The sequence below is a fragment of the Parasutterella secunda genome (genome assembly GCF_016901835.1).
Lineage (GTDB): Bacteria > Pseudomonadota > Gammaproteobacteria > Burkholderiales > Burkholderiaceae_F > Aphodousia > Aphodousia faecavium.
This window is the reverse complement of the sequence record NZ_JACJKX010000013.1, coordinates 12861-28462: the sequence shown is the minus strand read 5'-3', so window position 1 is coordinate 28462 and position 15602 is coordinate 12861. Positions and strand designations below refer to the sequence as shown.

Annotated in this window: 14 protein-coding genes; 5 read left to right on the top strand and 9 right to left on the bottom strand. The window is 49.2% G+C overall.

Going from position 1 to position 15602, the window contains the following annotated elements; genetic code table 11:
- Window positions 1–133: 133 nt before the first annotated feature.
- The 4 genes from lpxK (at window position 134) to adk (ending at window position 2900) form a co-directional block, all read left to right on the top strand.
- Window positions 134–1144 carry a tetraacyldisaccharide 4'-kinase gene (gene lpxK / locus H5985_RS07230; RefSeq protein WP_205050643.1) on the top strand — a complete coding sequence of 337 codons (1011 nt, stop codon included), beginning with the start codon at window positions 134–136 and terminating at the stop codon, window positions 1142–1144.
- 1 nt (window position 1145) lies between these two features.
- Window positions 1146–1367, top strand: coding sequence for a Trm112 family protein (locus H5985_RS07225; protein ID WP_205050642.1), 222 nt, complete (start codon window positions 1146–1148; stop codon window positions 1365–1367).
- Between the two features lies 1 nt (window position 1368).
- The gene (gene kdsB / locus H5985_RS07220; protein WP_205050641.1) at window positions 1369–2139 is read left to right on the top strand and encodes a 3-deoxy-manno-octulosonate cytidylyltransferase; all 771 of its coding nucleotides are present in this window, start codon (window positions 1369–1371) and stop codon (window positions 2137–2139) included.
- Between the two features lie 107 nt (window positions 2140–2246).
- Window positions 2247–2900: an adenylate kinase gene (adk, locus tag H5985_RS07215; protein WP_205050640.1), complete on the top strand. Its 654-nt coding sequence runs from the start codon at window positions 2247–2249 to the stop codon at window positions 2898–2900.
- 70 nt (window positions 2901–2970) lie between these two features.
- Here the strand turns inward: adk and H5985_RS07210 are convergent, their stop codons facing one another.
- From H5985_RS07210 to tamA, 8 genes are all read right to left on the bottom strand, one after another.
- Window positions 2971–4224, bottom strand: a complete 1254-nt coding sequence (locus tag H5985_RS07210; protein WP_205050639.1) for a YihY family inner membrane protein — start codon at window positions 4222–4224, stop codon at window positions 2971–2973.
- Window positions 4225–4308: 84 nt separating this feature from the next.
- Window positions 4309–5733, bottom strand: coding sequence for a 23S rRNA (uracil(1939)-C(5))-methyltransferase RlmD (gene rlmD, locus H5985_RS07205; protein WP_205050638.1), 1425 nt, complete (start codon window positions 5731–5733; stop codon window positions 4309–4311).
- A gap of 117 nt (window positions 5734–5850) precedes the next feature.
- The gene (locus tag H5985_RS07200; RefSeq protein WP_205050637.1) at window positions 5851–6666 is read right to left on the bottom strand and encodes a peptidoglycan DD-metalloendopeptidase family protein; all 816 of its coding nucleotides are present in this window, start codon (window positions 6664–6666) and stop codon (window positions 5851–5853) included.
- A 37-nt stretch (window positions 6667–6703) separates the two neighbouring features.
- Window positions 6704–7462 carry a 5'/3'-nucleotidase SurE gene (surE, locus tag H5985_RS07195; RefSeq protein ID WP_205050636.1) on the bottom strand — a complete coding sequence of 253 codons (759 nt, stop codon included), beginning with the start codon at window positions 7460–7462 and terminating at the stop codon, window positions 6704–6706.
- Between the two features lie 100 nt (window positions 7463–7562).
- Complete coding sequence (locus H5985_RS07190; protein WP_205050635.1) at window positions 7563–7976, bottom strand: YqaA family protein; 414 nt, start codon at window positions 7974–7976, stop codon at window positions 7563–7565.
- Window positions 7976–8569, bottom strand: a complete 594-nt coding sequence (locus H5985_RS07185) for a flavin reductase family protein (RefSeq protein WP_205050634.1) — start codon at window positions 8567–8569, stop codon at window positions 7976–7978. Before H5985_RS07185 ends, H5985_RS07190 begins: the two co-directional genes overlap by 1 nt.
- An 80-nt stretch (window positions 8570–8649) precedes the next feature.
- Window positions 8650–11526, bottom strand: coding sequence for an autotransporter assembly complex protein TamB (gene tamB, locus H5985_RS07180; RefSeq protein WP_205050633.1), 2877 nt, complete (start codon window positions 11524–11526; stop codon window positions 8650–8652).
- Window positions 11523–13262 carry an autotransporter assembly complex protein TamA gene (gene tamA / locus H5985_RS07175; RefSeq protein ID WP_205050632.1) on the bottom strand — a complete coding sequence of 580 codons (1740 nt, stop codon included), beginning with the start codon at window positions 13260–13262 and terminating at the stop codon, window positions 11523–11525. The genes tamB and tamA overlap by 4 nt, the downstream gene beginning before the upstream one ends.
- A gap of 143 nt (window positions 13263–13405) precedes the next feature.
- On the opposite strand from tamA, the gene H5985_RS07170 reads away from it, so the two are divergent.
- Entirely contained in the window at window positions 13406–14296 is an 891-nt protein-coding gene (locus H5985_RS07170) for a DMT family transporter (RefSeq protein ID WP_205050631.1), read from the top strand.
- On the opposite strand, the gene H5985_RS07165 is transcribed toward H5985_RS07170, so the two are convergent.
- A complete protein-coding gene (locus H5985_RS07165; protein ID WP_205050630.1) occupies window positions 14288–15571 on the bottom strand; it encodes an amidohydrolase in 1284 nt (427 codons plus the stop codon). The two genes, H5985_RS07170 and H5985_RS07165, sit on opposite strands and share 9 nt — an antisense overlap.
- Window positions 15572–15602 lie beyond the last annotated feature (31 nt).

Sequence of the window (15602 nt, the reverse complement as noted above, 5' to 3'; positions counted from 1 at the left end):
TGTGTCGTTCGCTTTCAGATTTGCTAACATTAGAAAATTAGCTTTTTCAAGCAGGTAGAGTAAAAACATATGCTTTCTGACAGTTCCGGCCCTGAGGGTCGAGAGTCATTTTTTCATTTAATCGGAGACAACCATGCGAGCCACATTTGAGTCGTGGCTGCATCGTCAGTGGACCAAACGCGGTCTGCTTGCCTGGGCCTTATCTCCACTTTCACTGATTTTCTTATGCGTGGCTCGCAACCGCCGTTTAAAAACTCAACCGCACAAATTGCCGGTTCCGGTGGTTGTAGTCGGCAATATCTATGTCGGCGGCACGGGTAAAACACCGGTCACTATTGCACTCGTAAAAGAACTCATCAAACGAGGTCACCATCCCGGTGTTGTTTCTCGAGGCTTCGGACGCAAACATGACAAACCGCTCATGGTTTTACCCGACAGCCCGGCTCAAAGTGTCGGCGATGAACCGCTTCTGATCGCTCGCCAAACACGAGTACCCGTTGCTGTTGCACGTGATCGGGTTGCTGCCGCGCTCTTACTTTTGGATAAGCACCCTGAGTGCGACATTATTATTTCGGATGACGGTCTGCAGCACTACGCACTGGCTCGTGACGTTGAGCTTGCCGTGGTCGGTGCCCGCGGTTTGGGTAACGGCTGGGTTTTACCTGCCGGCCCCCTGCGCGAGCCGCCTTCACGGCTCGATGAAGTGGATGCGATTGTCTTAAATGCAACGGAAGATACGTTTGACAGCCGCACTCCGCGCTTTGCAGCGACCGCCACACTGGGACTGGCGAAATCTTTGGACGGTACCCGATCATTGACGCTTGAAGAAATTGCCCAAAAGGGTAAGCCCGTATTGGCAGCAGCCGGTATCGCTGCTCCGGGACGCTTTTTTGCCATGCTCCGAGCCCACGACATTGAAGGGCCGGAGATGGAACTGGGCGATCACTACGCGTTTGATGACAATCCGTTCAAAAACGTGAAAGAAGAATACATTCTCATCACGGGTAAGGATGCCGTCAAGTGTCGTCAGCGCCCTGATATCGCCGCTGACCCTAGAATTTATACCGTCGAATACATCGTTGATATTGATCCCTATCTTGTGGATCTGATTGAACACAAACTTCAGCAAAAGGTTCAAAAATAAAATGGCTCTTGATCCTCGATTAACCGCCACATTGGTTTGCCCGCTCTGCAAAGGAGCAATCGTATGGGATGCGGACAATTCCGTGTTGGTCTGCCCGCGCTGCAAACTGGCTTTTGAAGTCAAAGATAATATTCCCAATATGATTGCCGAAGAGGCTAAGCCGCTCTCGGATGAACAAGCCCGAGAATACGCCAAACGTTTATCCATGGTACGAGGGGCATGATATGACTGCTTTTTATGCCATTATTCCTTCACGTATGAAGTCAACCCGCTTGCCTGAGAAACCGCTCAAAGACATCGCGGGTCGTCCTATGGTCGTGCGTGTCGCTGAACGGGCTCTGGCGTCTGGCGCTACTGACGTTATCGTAGCTACCGATCACCCCGATATTGTCAAAGCTTGCGAAACCTACGGCGTCAAAGTCGTTCTCACTTCCGAAAACCACCCCACCGGTACGGATCGCTTAGCCGAGACAGTCACCAAGCTAGGACTTGACGATGAAGCCATTGTTGTCAATGTTCAAGGCGATGAACCTTTGATTCCTACCGCTGTCGTGCGTGAAGTGGCTGAGCTTTTGGCGGCCCACCCCGAATGTGAAATGGCTACTGCAGGCCACCCCATTGAGGATATTGAAGAATTCATGAACCCCAATGTGGTCAAGGTCGTCCGTGATGCACAAGGTAATGCCATCACTTTCAGCCGCGCCCCGATTCCCTGGCCGCGCGACGCCTTCCGCGAGGACAAGACCAAACTGCCTGATGGTCTCAATCCCCTTCGTCATATCGGTCTTTATGCCTATCGTGTGAAATTTTTAAAGCGTTACCCGCACTGGCAACAGGCACCGATCGAAAAATGGGAAAGCCTCGAGCAGCTTCGTGCCTTGTATTACGGAGTAAAAATCGCTGTTGCGGTCTTACCCGGAGCGCTCCCTGCAGGTGTAGACACCCAGGAAGATCTCGATCGGGTACGTGAGGTATACGCTCAAGGCAAAATCTGAAATATATCTTTTCGGGCAGAGCGAACGCCCGGCAAGATGTCTAAAATAAAAATGTTGGTATGACTCAAATCCCTGAGTCATCGGAAAGTAAACGAGGAGTTGTTATTATGCGTTTGATTTTGATTGGACCCCCGGGTGCCGGTAAGGGCACGCAAGCCGCTTTCATCAAAGAAAAGTTCGGCATTCCCCAGATCTCCACGGGAGATATGTTGCGTGCCGCCGTTAAGGCCGGTACCCCTCTCGGTTTAGCCGCCAAAGAAGTCATGGACAAGGGCCAATTGGTTTCCGATGACATCATTATCGGGTTGGTAAAAGAACGCTTAACGCAACCGGACTGCGCCAACGGTTTCTTGTTTGACGGATTCCCGCGCACGATTCCTCAGGCTGAAGCACTTCAGGCTGCCGGTATCCCGATTGATTTCGTGCTCGAAATTTCCGTTCCTGATGAAGAAATCGTCACCCGCATGAGCGGTCGTCGTGTAGACCCGGTCTCCGGACGTACCTACCACATTGTCTACAATCCCCCGAAGGTTGAAGGCAAAGACGATATCACCGGTGATCCGTTGATCCAACGCGATGATGACAAGGAAGAAGTCGTCTTGAAGCGTTTGGCTGTCTACCATGCTCAAACCGAAGCTTTGGTGAAGTTCTACGGTGATTTGGCCGCTTCCGGTGAAGCCTCTGCTCCGCAGTATCGCAGCATCAGCGGCTTGGGCTCGATTGAAGAAATCAAAAACCGTGTTTTTGAAGCTTTGAAATAATCGGGACTCTATTACAGAAAAAGGCGTTGACGACTCAGTCCCAACGCCTTTTTTGTTTTTTCAATTTTTCTCAGTTAATCGGATGGATGAAACGCAACGTTTCCACCATCGGCCGCTTTTTCCATTCTGCGTCCGTTACCAGACAGTACCAATCATAAAGCGGTGAATTTTCCCGACAGATGAGGCTGTTACTCGGATCCACAACCAGTGCATCAAAAGCCGCGCTCAGTGTAGTCGTTTGGGGAGAAACCAATAAACTCCAGTGCTCATCGTACTTGCGGTCATCCTTGAGTTTACCCACATACCCCACCTCAGCCAATCGCTCCAGGATGGCACCGGCAGCCTCCGGGTACGAGTCCACGGCCTTACACAGCACATGAATGGAAACCGAAGGTTCTCCTTTTTCCTGAGCAATCATGAGTTCATGCAAAAGAGCCACCCCGGTGATGAAATCGTTGCCCGTTTTATTCATGTCGCTGTACCGACCGGTGGTAAGCATCGGCACTGTTGCCGCAATCGCTGCGCCCGACAGTGCCAAAAGCCAGGAAATATATATCCACAAAAGCACCACGGGAATCAACACAAATGAGCCGTAAATCGTGGTCAGGGGACCCGTACTCAAGTAATAACTGAAGCCCCACTTAATCGCCACACCGACAATTGTCACCAAAAAGCCGCCGATAAAAGCATCGAGCCACTTCACTTTACAGTTGGGCACATAAACGTAAAGTGCGGCATACATAAGGGACTGCACCAAAAGCTGAAGCGCCACAAGAGACCAACTCGGCAGCAACCCCTGAACGCCGACTTCAATCTGAGTCAGCACATTAGTCAGGACAAGGCTGAAACCGATTGCTATAGGGCCTAAGGTTAAAAGCGCCCAATAGATCAACACCCGCTGCGTGATCGGTCGCATTTGCCGCACATGGAAAATGCGGTTAAGCGCCCCGTCAACCGTGTTAATCAACATGAGAGCCGTAATGGTTAAACCGGCCAAACCGAAAATAGTCAACCCTTGAGCGTGCTCGGCAAAAGCCCGAACATACCTGATAATCTGCTGGCTGTAGACCTCGGGCAAAAGGCTGGAAAAAAGCAGCGCTTCCATTTCCGCGCGACGTGCTTCAAAGGCGGGAAACACCGCAAAACTGACCAAAATAACCGCCACCAGAGGCACAAGTGATAAAACGGTCGTTAATGTCAGAGACGATGCCACCTGATTGAGTTGAGTCTCTTGGATTCGCACCCAAACAAATTCCGCGAGCTCCTTAATGACGTCTTTCAGAGGCCGCTGTTTGTAATGGCTAAGATGAAGATCCCAATCCATGAGTATCGCTCAAAGAAAAATTACATCGTTGTAAGAAATTCCATTGAAAGACCGAAGCCCGTCGGTCTTTCTGATGGATACTTTTTACGGCTCGCTCACTTGAGCGATTGCCTCATCCGGTTGTTCGGGTTCGGGCACTCTTTCAGGTTTCGGACCGGGCTCGAGCACTGCCATACTCTCGACGTGTGCCGTGTGCGGGAACATGTTCATCACACCGGCGGCTCGAATGTGCCATCCACCCTCGTGGTGCAAAATAGCGCAGTCCCTGGCAAGCGTTGCCGGATTACAGGAAACGTAAACAATCCGGGGCGGTCGTTTATCGGTCGCCGCAAGCGTACGGGCCAATTCCAGTGCGCCTTCTCTGGGCGGATCAATCAACACGCGGTCAATACCACCCAATTGTTCCCAAAGTGCATCCCAATCTGTTGTAGACCACGTAAAGAGATTGCGGGCCACAAATTGCGTTTTTTGAGCCAAACCGTTGTCGGCTGCACCGGCTCGAGCGCGTTCGACCAACTGTTCGCTACCTTCAATTCCCACCACAGTCTTGGCTCGTACAGCCAACGGCAACGTGAAATTGCCTAAACCGCAGAAAAAGTCTGCGACTCGGTGCTCAGGCTTGACGTCCAACAGATTAATGGCGCGGGAGACCATCGTTTCATTTAAGCGATGGTTGACTTGCGTGAAATCCGTGGGTTTAAAAGAAATGTGTACACCGAATTCCGGCAATTCAAGTTTGAGCGCCGTGAGATCACTCGGGTGCATCGGATAGCAGGAGTCCGGTCCCTTGGGCTGCAACCAGACGCTGACGCCATGCTCAAGGGAAAACGCCTCGAAGGCATTCATATCCGCTTCAGTCGGTTCTTCGAGCACACGGAAAACCAACGCAATGGCTCCGTTTCCACCCATGGCCACTTCAATTTGCGGTAAGCGCTGACGAATAGAAAGACTTTCGACCAAACGGCGAAGCGGGATGAGTAAATCGCTGACAGCTCGAGGCAAAATCTTGCACTCTGTCATATCGGCCACGTAGCTTGAGGATCGTTCGTGGAAACCCACCAACACTCCGCCCTTCTTTTCGACATCACGCACCGTCAGACGAGCCCGATGACGATACCCCCAGAAAGGTCCGAAAATCGGAGGCAAAATCATTTCAGGTTTAACTTTACCGATGTGCCACAAAGCGTCTAAAAGCACACGCTGCTTGATGGCTACCTGAGCGTTAGGATCCAAGTGCTGCATCGCACAGCCCCCGCAACAACCGGGTTCAAGTCCGAAATGCTTACAGGCGGGTTTCACACGAAGGGAAGACTCTTTTTCAATAGAAACGGCACGACCGCACTCATAACTGTTTTTGTTGCGGAAACGCTCATACGTTACAGTCTCGCCGGGGAGAGCTCCCTCAACAAAGACAACTTTGCCTTCTCGGTGCGCGACTCCTCGTCCGTCCTGATCCAACGATTCGATATCAACGGTAAATTTTTCTAAAACTTTAGGGGCTCTTGCCATTGGAAATTTCCCTCAAAAAAGAAGCGCCCGACAAAGACCGAAAGGAAACACATTCAAGTAGTCAAAGCGGACGCTGCGTCATGGTCGGTTTGTGCCGACCGAATTTATACAAAAACTTTATTGCGGCAGGTATTCTATCGGGTTAACCGGTCGATCATTGTGTCGCACTTCAAAAAGCAAGTTGACCGAATCGCTATCGCTATTGCCCATCTTGGCAATGACCTGTCCGTTGGTCACATTGTCACCACGTTTGACAAGCAATTCACTGTTGTGACCGTAAACCGTTACAGCGCCGGGACCGTGAGTGATAATGATGAGTTTACCGTATCCGCTGACGTTTTCACCGGTATAGAGCACTCGACCAGCCGCTGCCGCACGAACGTCATCACCTAAGTTACCCGCAATTTCAATACCTTTACTGTTTTCATCGGTGAACTGACGCAAAATCTGACCGCGGGCCACAGGCCAGGAAAGCTGGGTGTTGCCGAGCATCTTTTGCGTAGTTGTAACGGTTGTTGTATTTCCCGTCAACGTCACCGTATCGGTTGTTGAGGGCGTCGTAGCTGTCGTCACGTCCGTACCGATCGTCACTTCTGTCGAAACAGGCGGCGGAACATCAACAGCCACCGAAGTAACCGGCTGCGTGCGGGCAGAGGTTAAACGCAAAACAGTGCCCGGAGATAAAAGAGTCGGATCCGTAATACCGTTGGCTTGAGCCAATTCGGTCGGATTGCAACCGTTGCGAGTAGCGATGCTGTAGAGCGTATCGCCGGGTTGAACCGTATAGGTATCACCCGTCACAGAGACCATTCCCGAGGTGCCGACACCTGTCGAACCGGTTCGGTTGTAAATGGGAGCACCCACTTCCTGCAGTGCACAACCGGCTAACAAACCGCCGGCCATCACAGCAACAGCTAAAACTCTTAATTTCATATCCAAAACCTCAATTCATTACACATTATGCATACAGTTATTGCTTGCTGTCTGAATGCAACCATTGCCCAACTGAACGAACAGCGGAGTAATTGGTTAAATCCACTTGAAGCGGAGTCACAGAAACAGCATTATGTTCGACTGCCCAAAAGTCTGTTCCTTCGGCACGATCTTTGGGTTTGCCGGCCGCACCGACCCAATAAATCGGAAAACCTCGAGGACTAACTTCTTTGATGACACTTTCGGCATGGTGTCTGCGTCCCAGCCGTGTTGCCACAATCCCCTGCAATTGAGACAAGGGCAAGTTGGGAATATTGACATTGAGCAGTTGCGGCTCTCCGTCCTTTTTACGCTCAAGAAAGCGCTCGACAATGGCCTGTGCCATTGTAGCGGCATCCTCTAGATGCCCCCAACCGCGCTCAATCTGTGAAAAGGCAATCGAATCAATCCCAAACAGATAACCCTCTATGGCAGCTGCAACAGTTCCCGAGTACATGGTATCTTCGCCCATGTTTTGTCCGCAATTAATACCGGAGAGAACCAAATCAGGTTTTTCATCCAAAAGCCCTGTGAGCGCCAGATGCACGCTGTCACTCGGTGTTCCATTTACAGCAAATACGCCGGGTTCAACTTCCTGGACCTGCAAAGGACGAGTCAGTGTTAAAGCGTTACTGGTACCGCTTTGATTAAATTCGGGAGCTACAACGGTCACATAACCGAAACGTCTCATCGCTTTGGCAAGCGCCCGGATCCCGGGTGCTGAATACCCGTCGTCATTGGAAATCAAAATTCTCATGAATATCCCTACCGATACGGCCGTTGATTCACCATTTTTATCGGCCGTTATAACTCACTGAATCTTATCGCATCAGCGGGAGCAATGTGAAGCAATTTTGTTAGAAAAGTTGAGCAAATCCAAAGGCTAAGGCACTGTATCTGGCTGCTTTCCCGATAAAAATGAAAATCAAACTTTTAAACCAGGAAATTCTGAGCCAACCGGCCGCAAGCGGTAAAGTGTCACCCACCACCGGCAACCAAGCAAAAAGCAGCGCCCATCCACCCCACTTTGCTAGCCAGTCCAAAGCACGGCTAGAAACCTTTTTCGGGAAAAATCGTCCGATGACATAGCTTGTCATGGAGCCTAAGGTGTTGGCAACGGCGGCTACGGCAACAGCCGTCCAAATCGATTCCGGCCAGCGAGAAACAAGCGTGAGCAATACCGCCTCACTTGCCCCCGGAAAAAGTGTGGCAGAGACAAAGGCCGAAGTAAAAAGTCCGGCCAATGCCTCATACAATGTCAGCTCCGGCATTAATCCTCTTCGGGGAGAATGCCTTCAATGACGAGCGGCTCGCCAATGGTATAGAAATGGCCGCCCGCCACATAGTGCAGGGTTCGCAGATCAGCGGGAGCCTTTTCAAAATGCCAGTGTCCGTTTGAGAAAACTCGGGTATCGGACCAAGCGGCAACGCATTCACCGATAAAGAGGTCATACTGATTCTGATTGTGCGGTTCGGATAAAATTTTAAAAATCATCCAGGCCGCGCACCCCTCAACCAAAGGCATGTCAAAGCCGGGCATAGTAAAGAGTTTAGCTCCGCTTTTTTCAACCTTATCGGGCATATCGAATTTGCTTACGGCTCCCAAACGCATGGTTTCTTTCACAATCGCGGCAGTCGGAAGCTGCAAAGAAAAATAACCGCTTTTTTCCATTAAAGGACGCGTAAAGTGAGAACTGTCGACCACGACAGTAGCCTTTGTCGGTGCCAGATCCAATGCACAGGCCCACGTTGCAGGCATAATGTCGGAGACTCCGTTATAAGCTGCTGAAACAAGCGTTGTACCGCCGACATTTAAAAGGCGATAGGCCTTATTTAAATCCACTTCTGCCATAAAAGGACGCATATTTTCTCTCCTTAAAACTGTTTTCAGTTTAACGATCCTAAAAAGCAAAAACCTCTTTTTTCCTACCTATTTTTTGCCCACTAAAACTCAAAAGAATACAAAACATCAAGTGCCTGATCGACACCGGAGGCCGCTTCAATATAAAGCCGCGGAATTACTCGGTAGCGCAGTGTAAGCGTAGCGAGCGAGTCAAAAAGCCCCACAGCATATTTCACCTTCAATCCCGGCAAAACATAACCGCTTACGGCCACTTTAGAACCTTCCCCGACACCTTCAGTATCCACTCCAAGACCACTGATGCCGACAGCATTGCCTAAGCTTTCAATTGCCCGACTGCCCTGACTCAATCCCAAATTAATGAGGGCAGACGTAATCATGCTGTTGTCATCTTCGCCGGCCGGATCAAGTCCTTCACCTCGCATAAGATAACTTAACGATTCAGTCTGACTTTTTTCCGGTTCTGTAAAAATCGTCACCTCTGGCATATCAGCCTGACCGGTTACCCGAATCCCCGCAATCACATCGTCGGCCGTTTTATCGGGGTTTCGGATAGCCTCTAAATTGATAAGAGGATTATCTGCAGCTCCTGCAAACATGAATTCACCGCGTCTGACAATCAAGTCCTGACCATAAGCCTTGAACTGCCCCCGAGGAACATTTATTTGTCCCGTCAAACCTAATTTGCCGTTATTCTGAACAACATGCAATTTTCCGGTCATACGGGCTTTCAGTCCCATGGCATCTACCCGTACATCCTCGCCGATATTGATAAAAAGATTGCTTTCAATGGGAATGGCCTCGGAATTGTCGTCTGATTTCAGTCTTGGACGATCCAGGCGAACCGTATCGGCACTCACATCCGTCGCACTGGCGGGCAAATCGTAAATCTGAACCCGTGCCCAAGGTAAATCAATTAAGCCGTTTAAAGAAATTTTTTCAGCACTGGCCTCGCAGTGCACATCAGTTGTCAGGTCAAATTCAACAGCAGGCGGCATTGTTACGCGCATCTTGACACCTTTTGCGGCAATTCTCGTGCTGCCTTGAGCCAGTGTTTTCCAGTCGGCATCACCTTGCAACGTCAACCCGCCTTTAGGTGTTTTCAACTCTCCCGAAAGTGTGCTTTTATTGCCATTAAAAGCCAACTCAAATGAACTGGGTAACATTTCAAAAGGCAACTTCGTACTGTCAACCCTCATTTGACGGATACCGGCCTGACCGAAAACCTGAGGTTCAGATAAGGTGCCTGCCAGTCTCAAATCACCGTACAAAGTCCCCTCGGCCGTTTCTCCCGGAGACAGTAGTGAATTAAAGACAGAAGCAGAAAGATTTTCAATTTGCACATTGCCTGCCAAACGTCTCTCTTTCATCGGATCAATAATGTCCACATCACCCGAAAGTTCACCGTTTTGCGCTAACTTCACTGTCCACTTCGAATTGATTTTTTCTCCGTCATTGGCAAAACCCAATCGGATTGAGTCAAAGTCCATCATAAAGTCGCTTTGTTCGAGCTTATAACGAGTCGAGAGCGCTTGACCGTCTAGGGTAACCGATCCCGTCGGCAAACCGCTAAACCCTTGAGGCACCCTGAGCATGGCATCGGCTTTTACAACACCAGTCGCCTCAAATTGTCCGGGGATGAAGCGCTTGAAAAAGCTAAGATCAAACTTTTGCAGTGCAACATGAAGATCAAAGGCTTTTTTATTGAGCAAATCAAGCTGTAAATCGTTTTGCAGGCAGATCAGAGCATGCGGGTGAATCAAACAGAACTGACCGACATCCAAAAGCAAACCCTTGGTATCAAACGACAATGGCATCTGATCCCGAAGGGCGACGGGACCGTAATCGGTTTTCACCTCAAAGTGACTCAACGTCCCTTTCCATGCGTCCATCGCCGCATTTAAAGCACCGTTAAAACCGGCATTTAACCGAAATAGCCGTGAGTCAGCGGCAATTTTTAATTCATGAGCCGTTTGCGAGCCGGAAAGGTCAGCGTCAAAGCTATCGACACGAAGTCCGGGCAATTCAATGCCCTTTACTGCTAAACGGGCACCGCCCGAAACATTTTCTTCAGCACTCATTGCTCCCGTCAAGCGAAGAGAGCCGACAGAGACGCCTTGAGCGAACAAATCACGAACCGTCATATCGGCATTAATCAAAGGCATCAAAACCGGGCCTCTTACCTGCAGTCTGCCTTTGGCACGCCCTCTGATATCGTTTAGTATTTCTGAAAAATCTGCTGCATCAATATTCATTGCCAAATCAAGGTTCGGCACCGTTGCATGGAAGCGAACATCTCCCTTAACTTCCAGTCGGTTATTGCCAAAATGCATGGCAACATCAGACAAATGCAGGAGTTTGCCGCCTTGTTTTGTGCTGAAAGCTCCTTTGAGAGTAAGCGGAAATTCTTTCCAAGAACCATTCAGATCAATGCTAGGGATATCAATCCCGTCACCTGTCCAATGAAAAGCAGATTGAAGTTCTTGAAGATTTAATACCTCTGCATCAATATCAATCGAGATGTTTTTAAAGGTAATCTTGTGAACGTGTACCGGCAGCGGTGCCTGCAAATCAGTCTGAGAAGAGAATTCGGCAGAGCTCCCACTGTTAACATTTGAGGATTGTCCCGAAGCCAGTTCGCCTGTCTTGACTGTACTTCGGACATTTTGAACATAGAAATCGTTAAAGGCAACTTCGCCTGCGAGCAGGCTATTGAAATCCATGTGCCAACCGAAGTCTCCGGTAAAACGCAATCCGGATTGTTCCCAGACGACTTCCTTCGCATCCAAACTTAAAACACTGCCGTTAAAAGTCCCTTGCGTGAGCTGCGGGAAATAACCCTTTGCCTGACCGATCAGAAAATGGAGACCGGGAGCAGTAGTGAGCAAAAATGCGACTGCCGCACAAAGTAGGGCCATGACGCTCACAAAGACCAGTGAAAAAATCTTAACCGCTCTCATAGCTCAGGCCCCAATCCGATATAAAACTGCACAGCATGCTTATCAGGGTCTCCCACAGGTTTGGCAATATCCAGTTTGATGGGCCCTAAGGGCGATTGCCAACGAACACCCACACCCACGCCTTTTTTCCAATCCTGATCGTTGAAATTATTGACTGCCTGACCGATATCAAAAAATACCGCTCCCCACCAATTGCCTTTTACCTTGTATTGGTATTCCACACTGGCAGTCACCAATTTTTCTGCACCGGTCAAGTCCCCGTTCTCGTCCTCAGGGGAAATAGACTCATATTTGTAGCCCCGAACGCTTCTGTCGCCACCGGCGAAGAAGCGCAAATCAGGAGGCACCTGATCGAAGTCGTCCGTCTGAATCCAGCCTACGTGAGCGCGCAAAACCACGCGATGTCGGTGGGCAAAAGTTTTTATTAAGGCGTGCTGTGCTTCCAATACTACAAAGTCAATGTCAGAGCCCCAAATCGCATTGGACCAATCCACTGTGTATCGCTGAGACAAGCCCCAGGAAGGCATGAGTCCCCCGACGGCAGCTGTTTTTGAAAAACTGACCCCGGGATAAATCAGCATCGTGTGATCACTGATTTCACCTTGATCGAACTTATCGAGCGACCAGCGCAGATGTACATCTCTTTGCCAACCTTCGTAAGGCGCCCAATGCCGAGAGACCATCACTGAGGCAGAGTTTGATTTCGTATCGTTTAAATCTTCATTTTTAATACCGCCCTGGACAATCCAGTAGTGCTCCAGTGCACTTTTTTCCAGCGGAATTTTGTAGCTTACGTCAAGTAACTGCTCTTTTGAAGATAGTTCAGTTGAAGTCTCAAGACTATGACCGGAATCATTAAGCCATGGTTTGCGCCATGTCACCGATCCTCTGGGACCCACGTCAGTTGAAAAACCTAGCCCTGTTTCGACGGCATTTTCTTTTTTCGGTGTGACGTTGGCATATACCGGTAAAGATTTATCGGTACTCGAGCGACCTAAAAATATATCGGGAGAAACAACTACGGAATTAAACCAACCTGTTGCTGAAAGTCGTCTGTTAAGCTCTGAAATATCGTCTGAAGTGTAGGGTTCTCCCTTTTTAAAAGGTAAGAGATTAACCAAAACAGGTTCTCTGATTTGGCTGCCACGAAAATGAATATCTCCGAAACGATATCGGGTTTTCGCATCGTAATCGAGTCTCCAGTAGGCCTTATTTTCAACGGCATTGACGCCCAGTTCGCTCACTAAAAACTCTCCGTCAAAATAGCCGTTTTGCACAGCCGCCCGTTCTATTGACGATTTAAAACTCTCGTATTCTCCATGATTGAGCTGCCGCCCTTTTTCAGGCAGATTTTTTTTCAGCTTCTCAAAAGCTTCTTCTTCGGCAGCCTCTCCTCTGACTGTCAAAGATGCCCCGTCTATTCGGACGGGCTCACCCAGATGAATTTTGGCAATCAGAGTGGCCGGATCTTTTCCTTTTGCTTCCCGCCATGAATAATGAACAATGCTTTGGTAGTAGCCGAGTGCCTGCAATGCTCTAGTAATGGCCCGATCAACTTGAGCACGATAAGTTTGTCTGATTTCAGTGATGCTATTTTCCCTCACGGGCCCCAAAAGCGCTTCGACATTAGCGCGTACGTCCCCACTCACTCCCTGAACCTGAACTTCAAAGGCCGAGACTGCTTGGGGCAACGCACCCAGTAACGTAAACCACACTGCCAGTCGCTTGACACGCATATTCAAAATTATTTTCGAGCAATTAACTTTCTCGATTCTAAACAATGTACCTGTTCTTTGAAAAACGCCGATAATTATTTTGTCTAAGATCCCACAGACAGGCATACAATCAAGCAACAACAAAACCGTACCATTTAACTTTCATGGAAATTAAAACTCTCAAAGGTGTCACTCTTGCTTCCATTGCCGGCATCTGCTGGGGCTCAATGGGAGTGGCCGCGCAGTATTTGATGGCACAGTGCCAATTCACCGTTTTGGATTTAACGTCCATTCGACTGCTGGGGGCCGGCCTGGTTTTGATTTTGCTTGATTTCTTTTGGAACCGTACCAAACACATTAAGGCTGTTTTTCAGATAGAGAATTTCAAAGATATTCTGATCTACGGTTTTGCTCTGCTTTGTTCTCAATCAACTTTTTTCCTGTCGATTTCGAGTTCAAATGCAGCCACCGCGACAATCATGGTACTCACCTCTCCTCTTTTCATCATTGCTTACCTCGCTATTGCGCATCACAGACGCATCAAGGTACTAGAAATGATCTGCTTGGTTTTGGCCATGGTCGGTGTTCTTCTCATCATCACAAAAGGCAACTGGGACACAATGAAATTTTCTATGGCCGGTGTTGCCTGGGGTTTGGCTTCTGCCATGTTGGGAGCAGTCGGTACGATCCAACCCGGGCGCGTCGTCAGAAAACTGACTGTTTTTCCTGTTATCGGCTGGGCAATGACTTTCAGCGGTGCAGCGGCCTGTCTCTACAACAATCCCTTTGAAACCAACGTCATCTGGAATACGATGGGCATCATTTGCTACCTTCACATTGTGCTTTGCGGCACCATCGTCTCCTTTTGCTGCTTTTTAAAAAGTATGGAATTCATCGCGCCTCCGATCGCCTCAATGCTCACCTGCTTTGAACCGCTCTCTGCGGTTGTGCTCTCTGTGCTTTTATTGGGAGCCACTTTTGGTTTGACCGAGGCCATCGGAGCACTTTGTATTTTGGCAACAGTATTTTTGTTGGCGCGTTCAAAATCAGGCTAAAGAGGTTGCGCAAATCTCCTTGACAAGGTTGACGTACATCTCAAAGCCGACATCAAGTGCCTCTTCGTTGACATCGAATTCCGGCTGATGATGTCCAACCAAATGATCTGCGCCCACCACAAAGAAAGCCGCTAATCCACCCTTGGACTGTACATGGCGAGCTAAAATCGCCGCATCCTCTGAGCCCCCGAAATCCGATTTTTCAATGATCGTTTTGATTGCCGGTATTTTTTGAGCACAGCGTCTCAATACATCAACTGATTCCCGATCATTGACCAAATCACACACGGTTCCCTGATCGATGACTTCCAAACCGACAGAGTAGCTTTTGGCGCAACCGGCGAAAATATTTTGAGCCTCTTCGCACATATAGTCATTGATTGCCATCGTTTCTCCGCGGATATCCACCTCAATGGTGGCACGATCTGGAATAGCATTGCGGGCTCGGCCGGCATGAAAAGTTCCGACATTGACTCGGGTCATCCCATCGCCGTGTCTGGCAATGCCCAAAAGCTGCAATGTAGCTGAGCAAGCTGCTGCCATAGCGTTTCGACCTTTATGAGGGTCGGCTCCCAAGTGAGCAGAGCGTCCGATGAAAGTGACGTCATATTTCGAGCCGCAGAGGAATCCATAAGGATCGATGATCACCTCTCCGTATTTAGCCTGCATACCGATGTGGCTTGCAAAAAAGAAGTCCGCATCATCGATGATGCCGGAAGCGGCGACTGTCCTTGCTCCGCGAGAACCTTCTTCTGCCGGCTGAAAAATAATTTTGATTTTTCCGCTCAACTCGTCTTTGTGTTCAGCTATCCAGCGAGCCACTGTCAGTCCGATTGAAGTGTGGCAATCATGTCCGCAGGCATGCATGATGCCTTCTCTTTTAGAGCGGAAACCCTCCCGATTGGGAAGATGGTCAACGGAATCTGTTTCCTGAACAGGTAAAGCATCAATATCGAATCGAAAGACTAAAACAGGGCCCTTTTTTTCAAAGTCCATCTCGGCAAGGCAGCCTGTCAAACCTTCGGTCTTTTGCAGGAATGCTTCGGGCACGCCATGGGCGGCAGCCCGTGACCGAGCCTCATTGACCAATTCAAGATTGCGTCCGCGTATAGATTTTTCGTCAATCACCTCGCGTCCGATATGCACATTGAATCCCCAACTTTGCAACTTCTGAACAATGTACCAAGTGGTTTCAAACTCGGTCCATCCCACTTCGGGAAATTGGTGCAAATATCTTCTCTGTTCGACGAGCTGTTCGTGGAAAGACTCTGACATAGACTCACCCATCCATTAAAAAATAACGGGC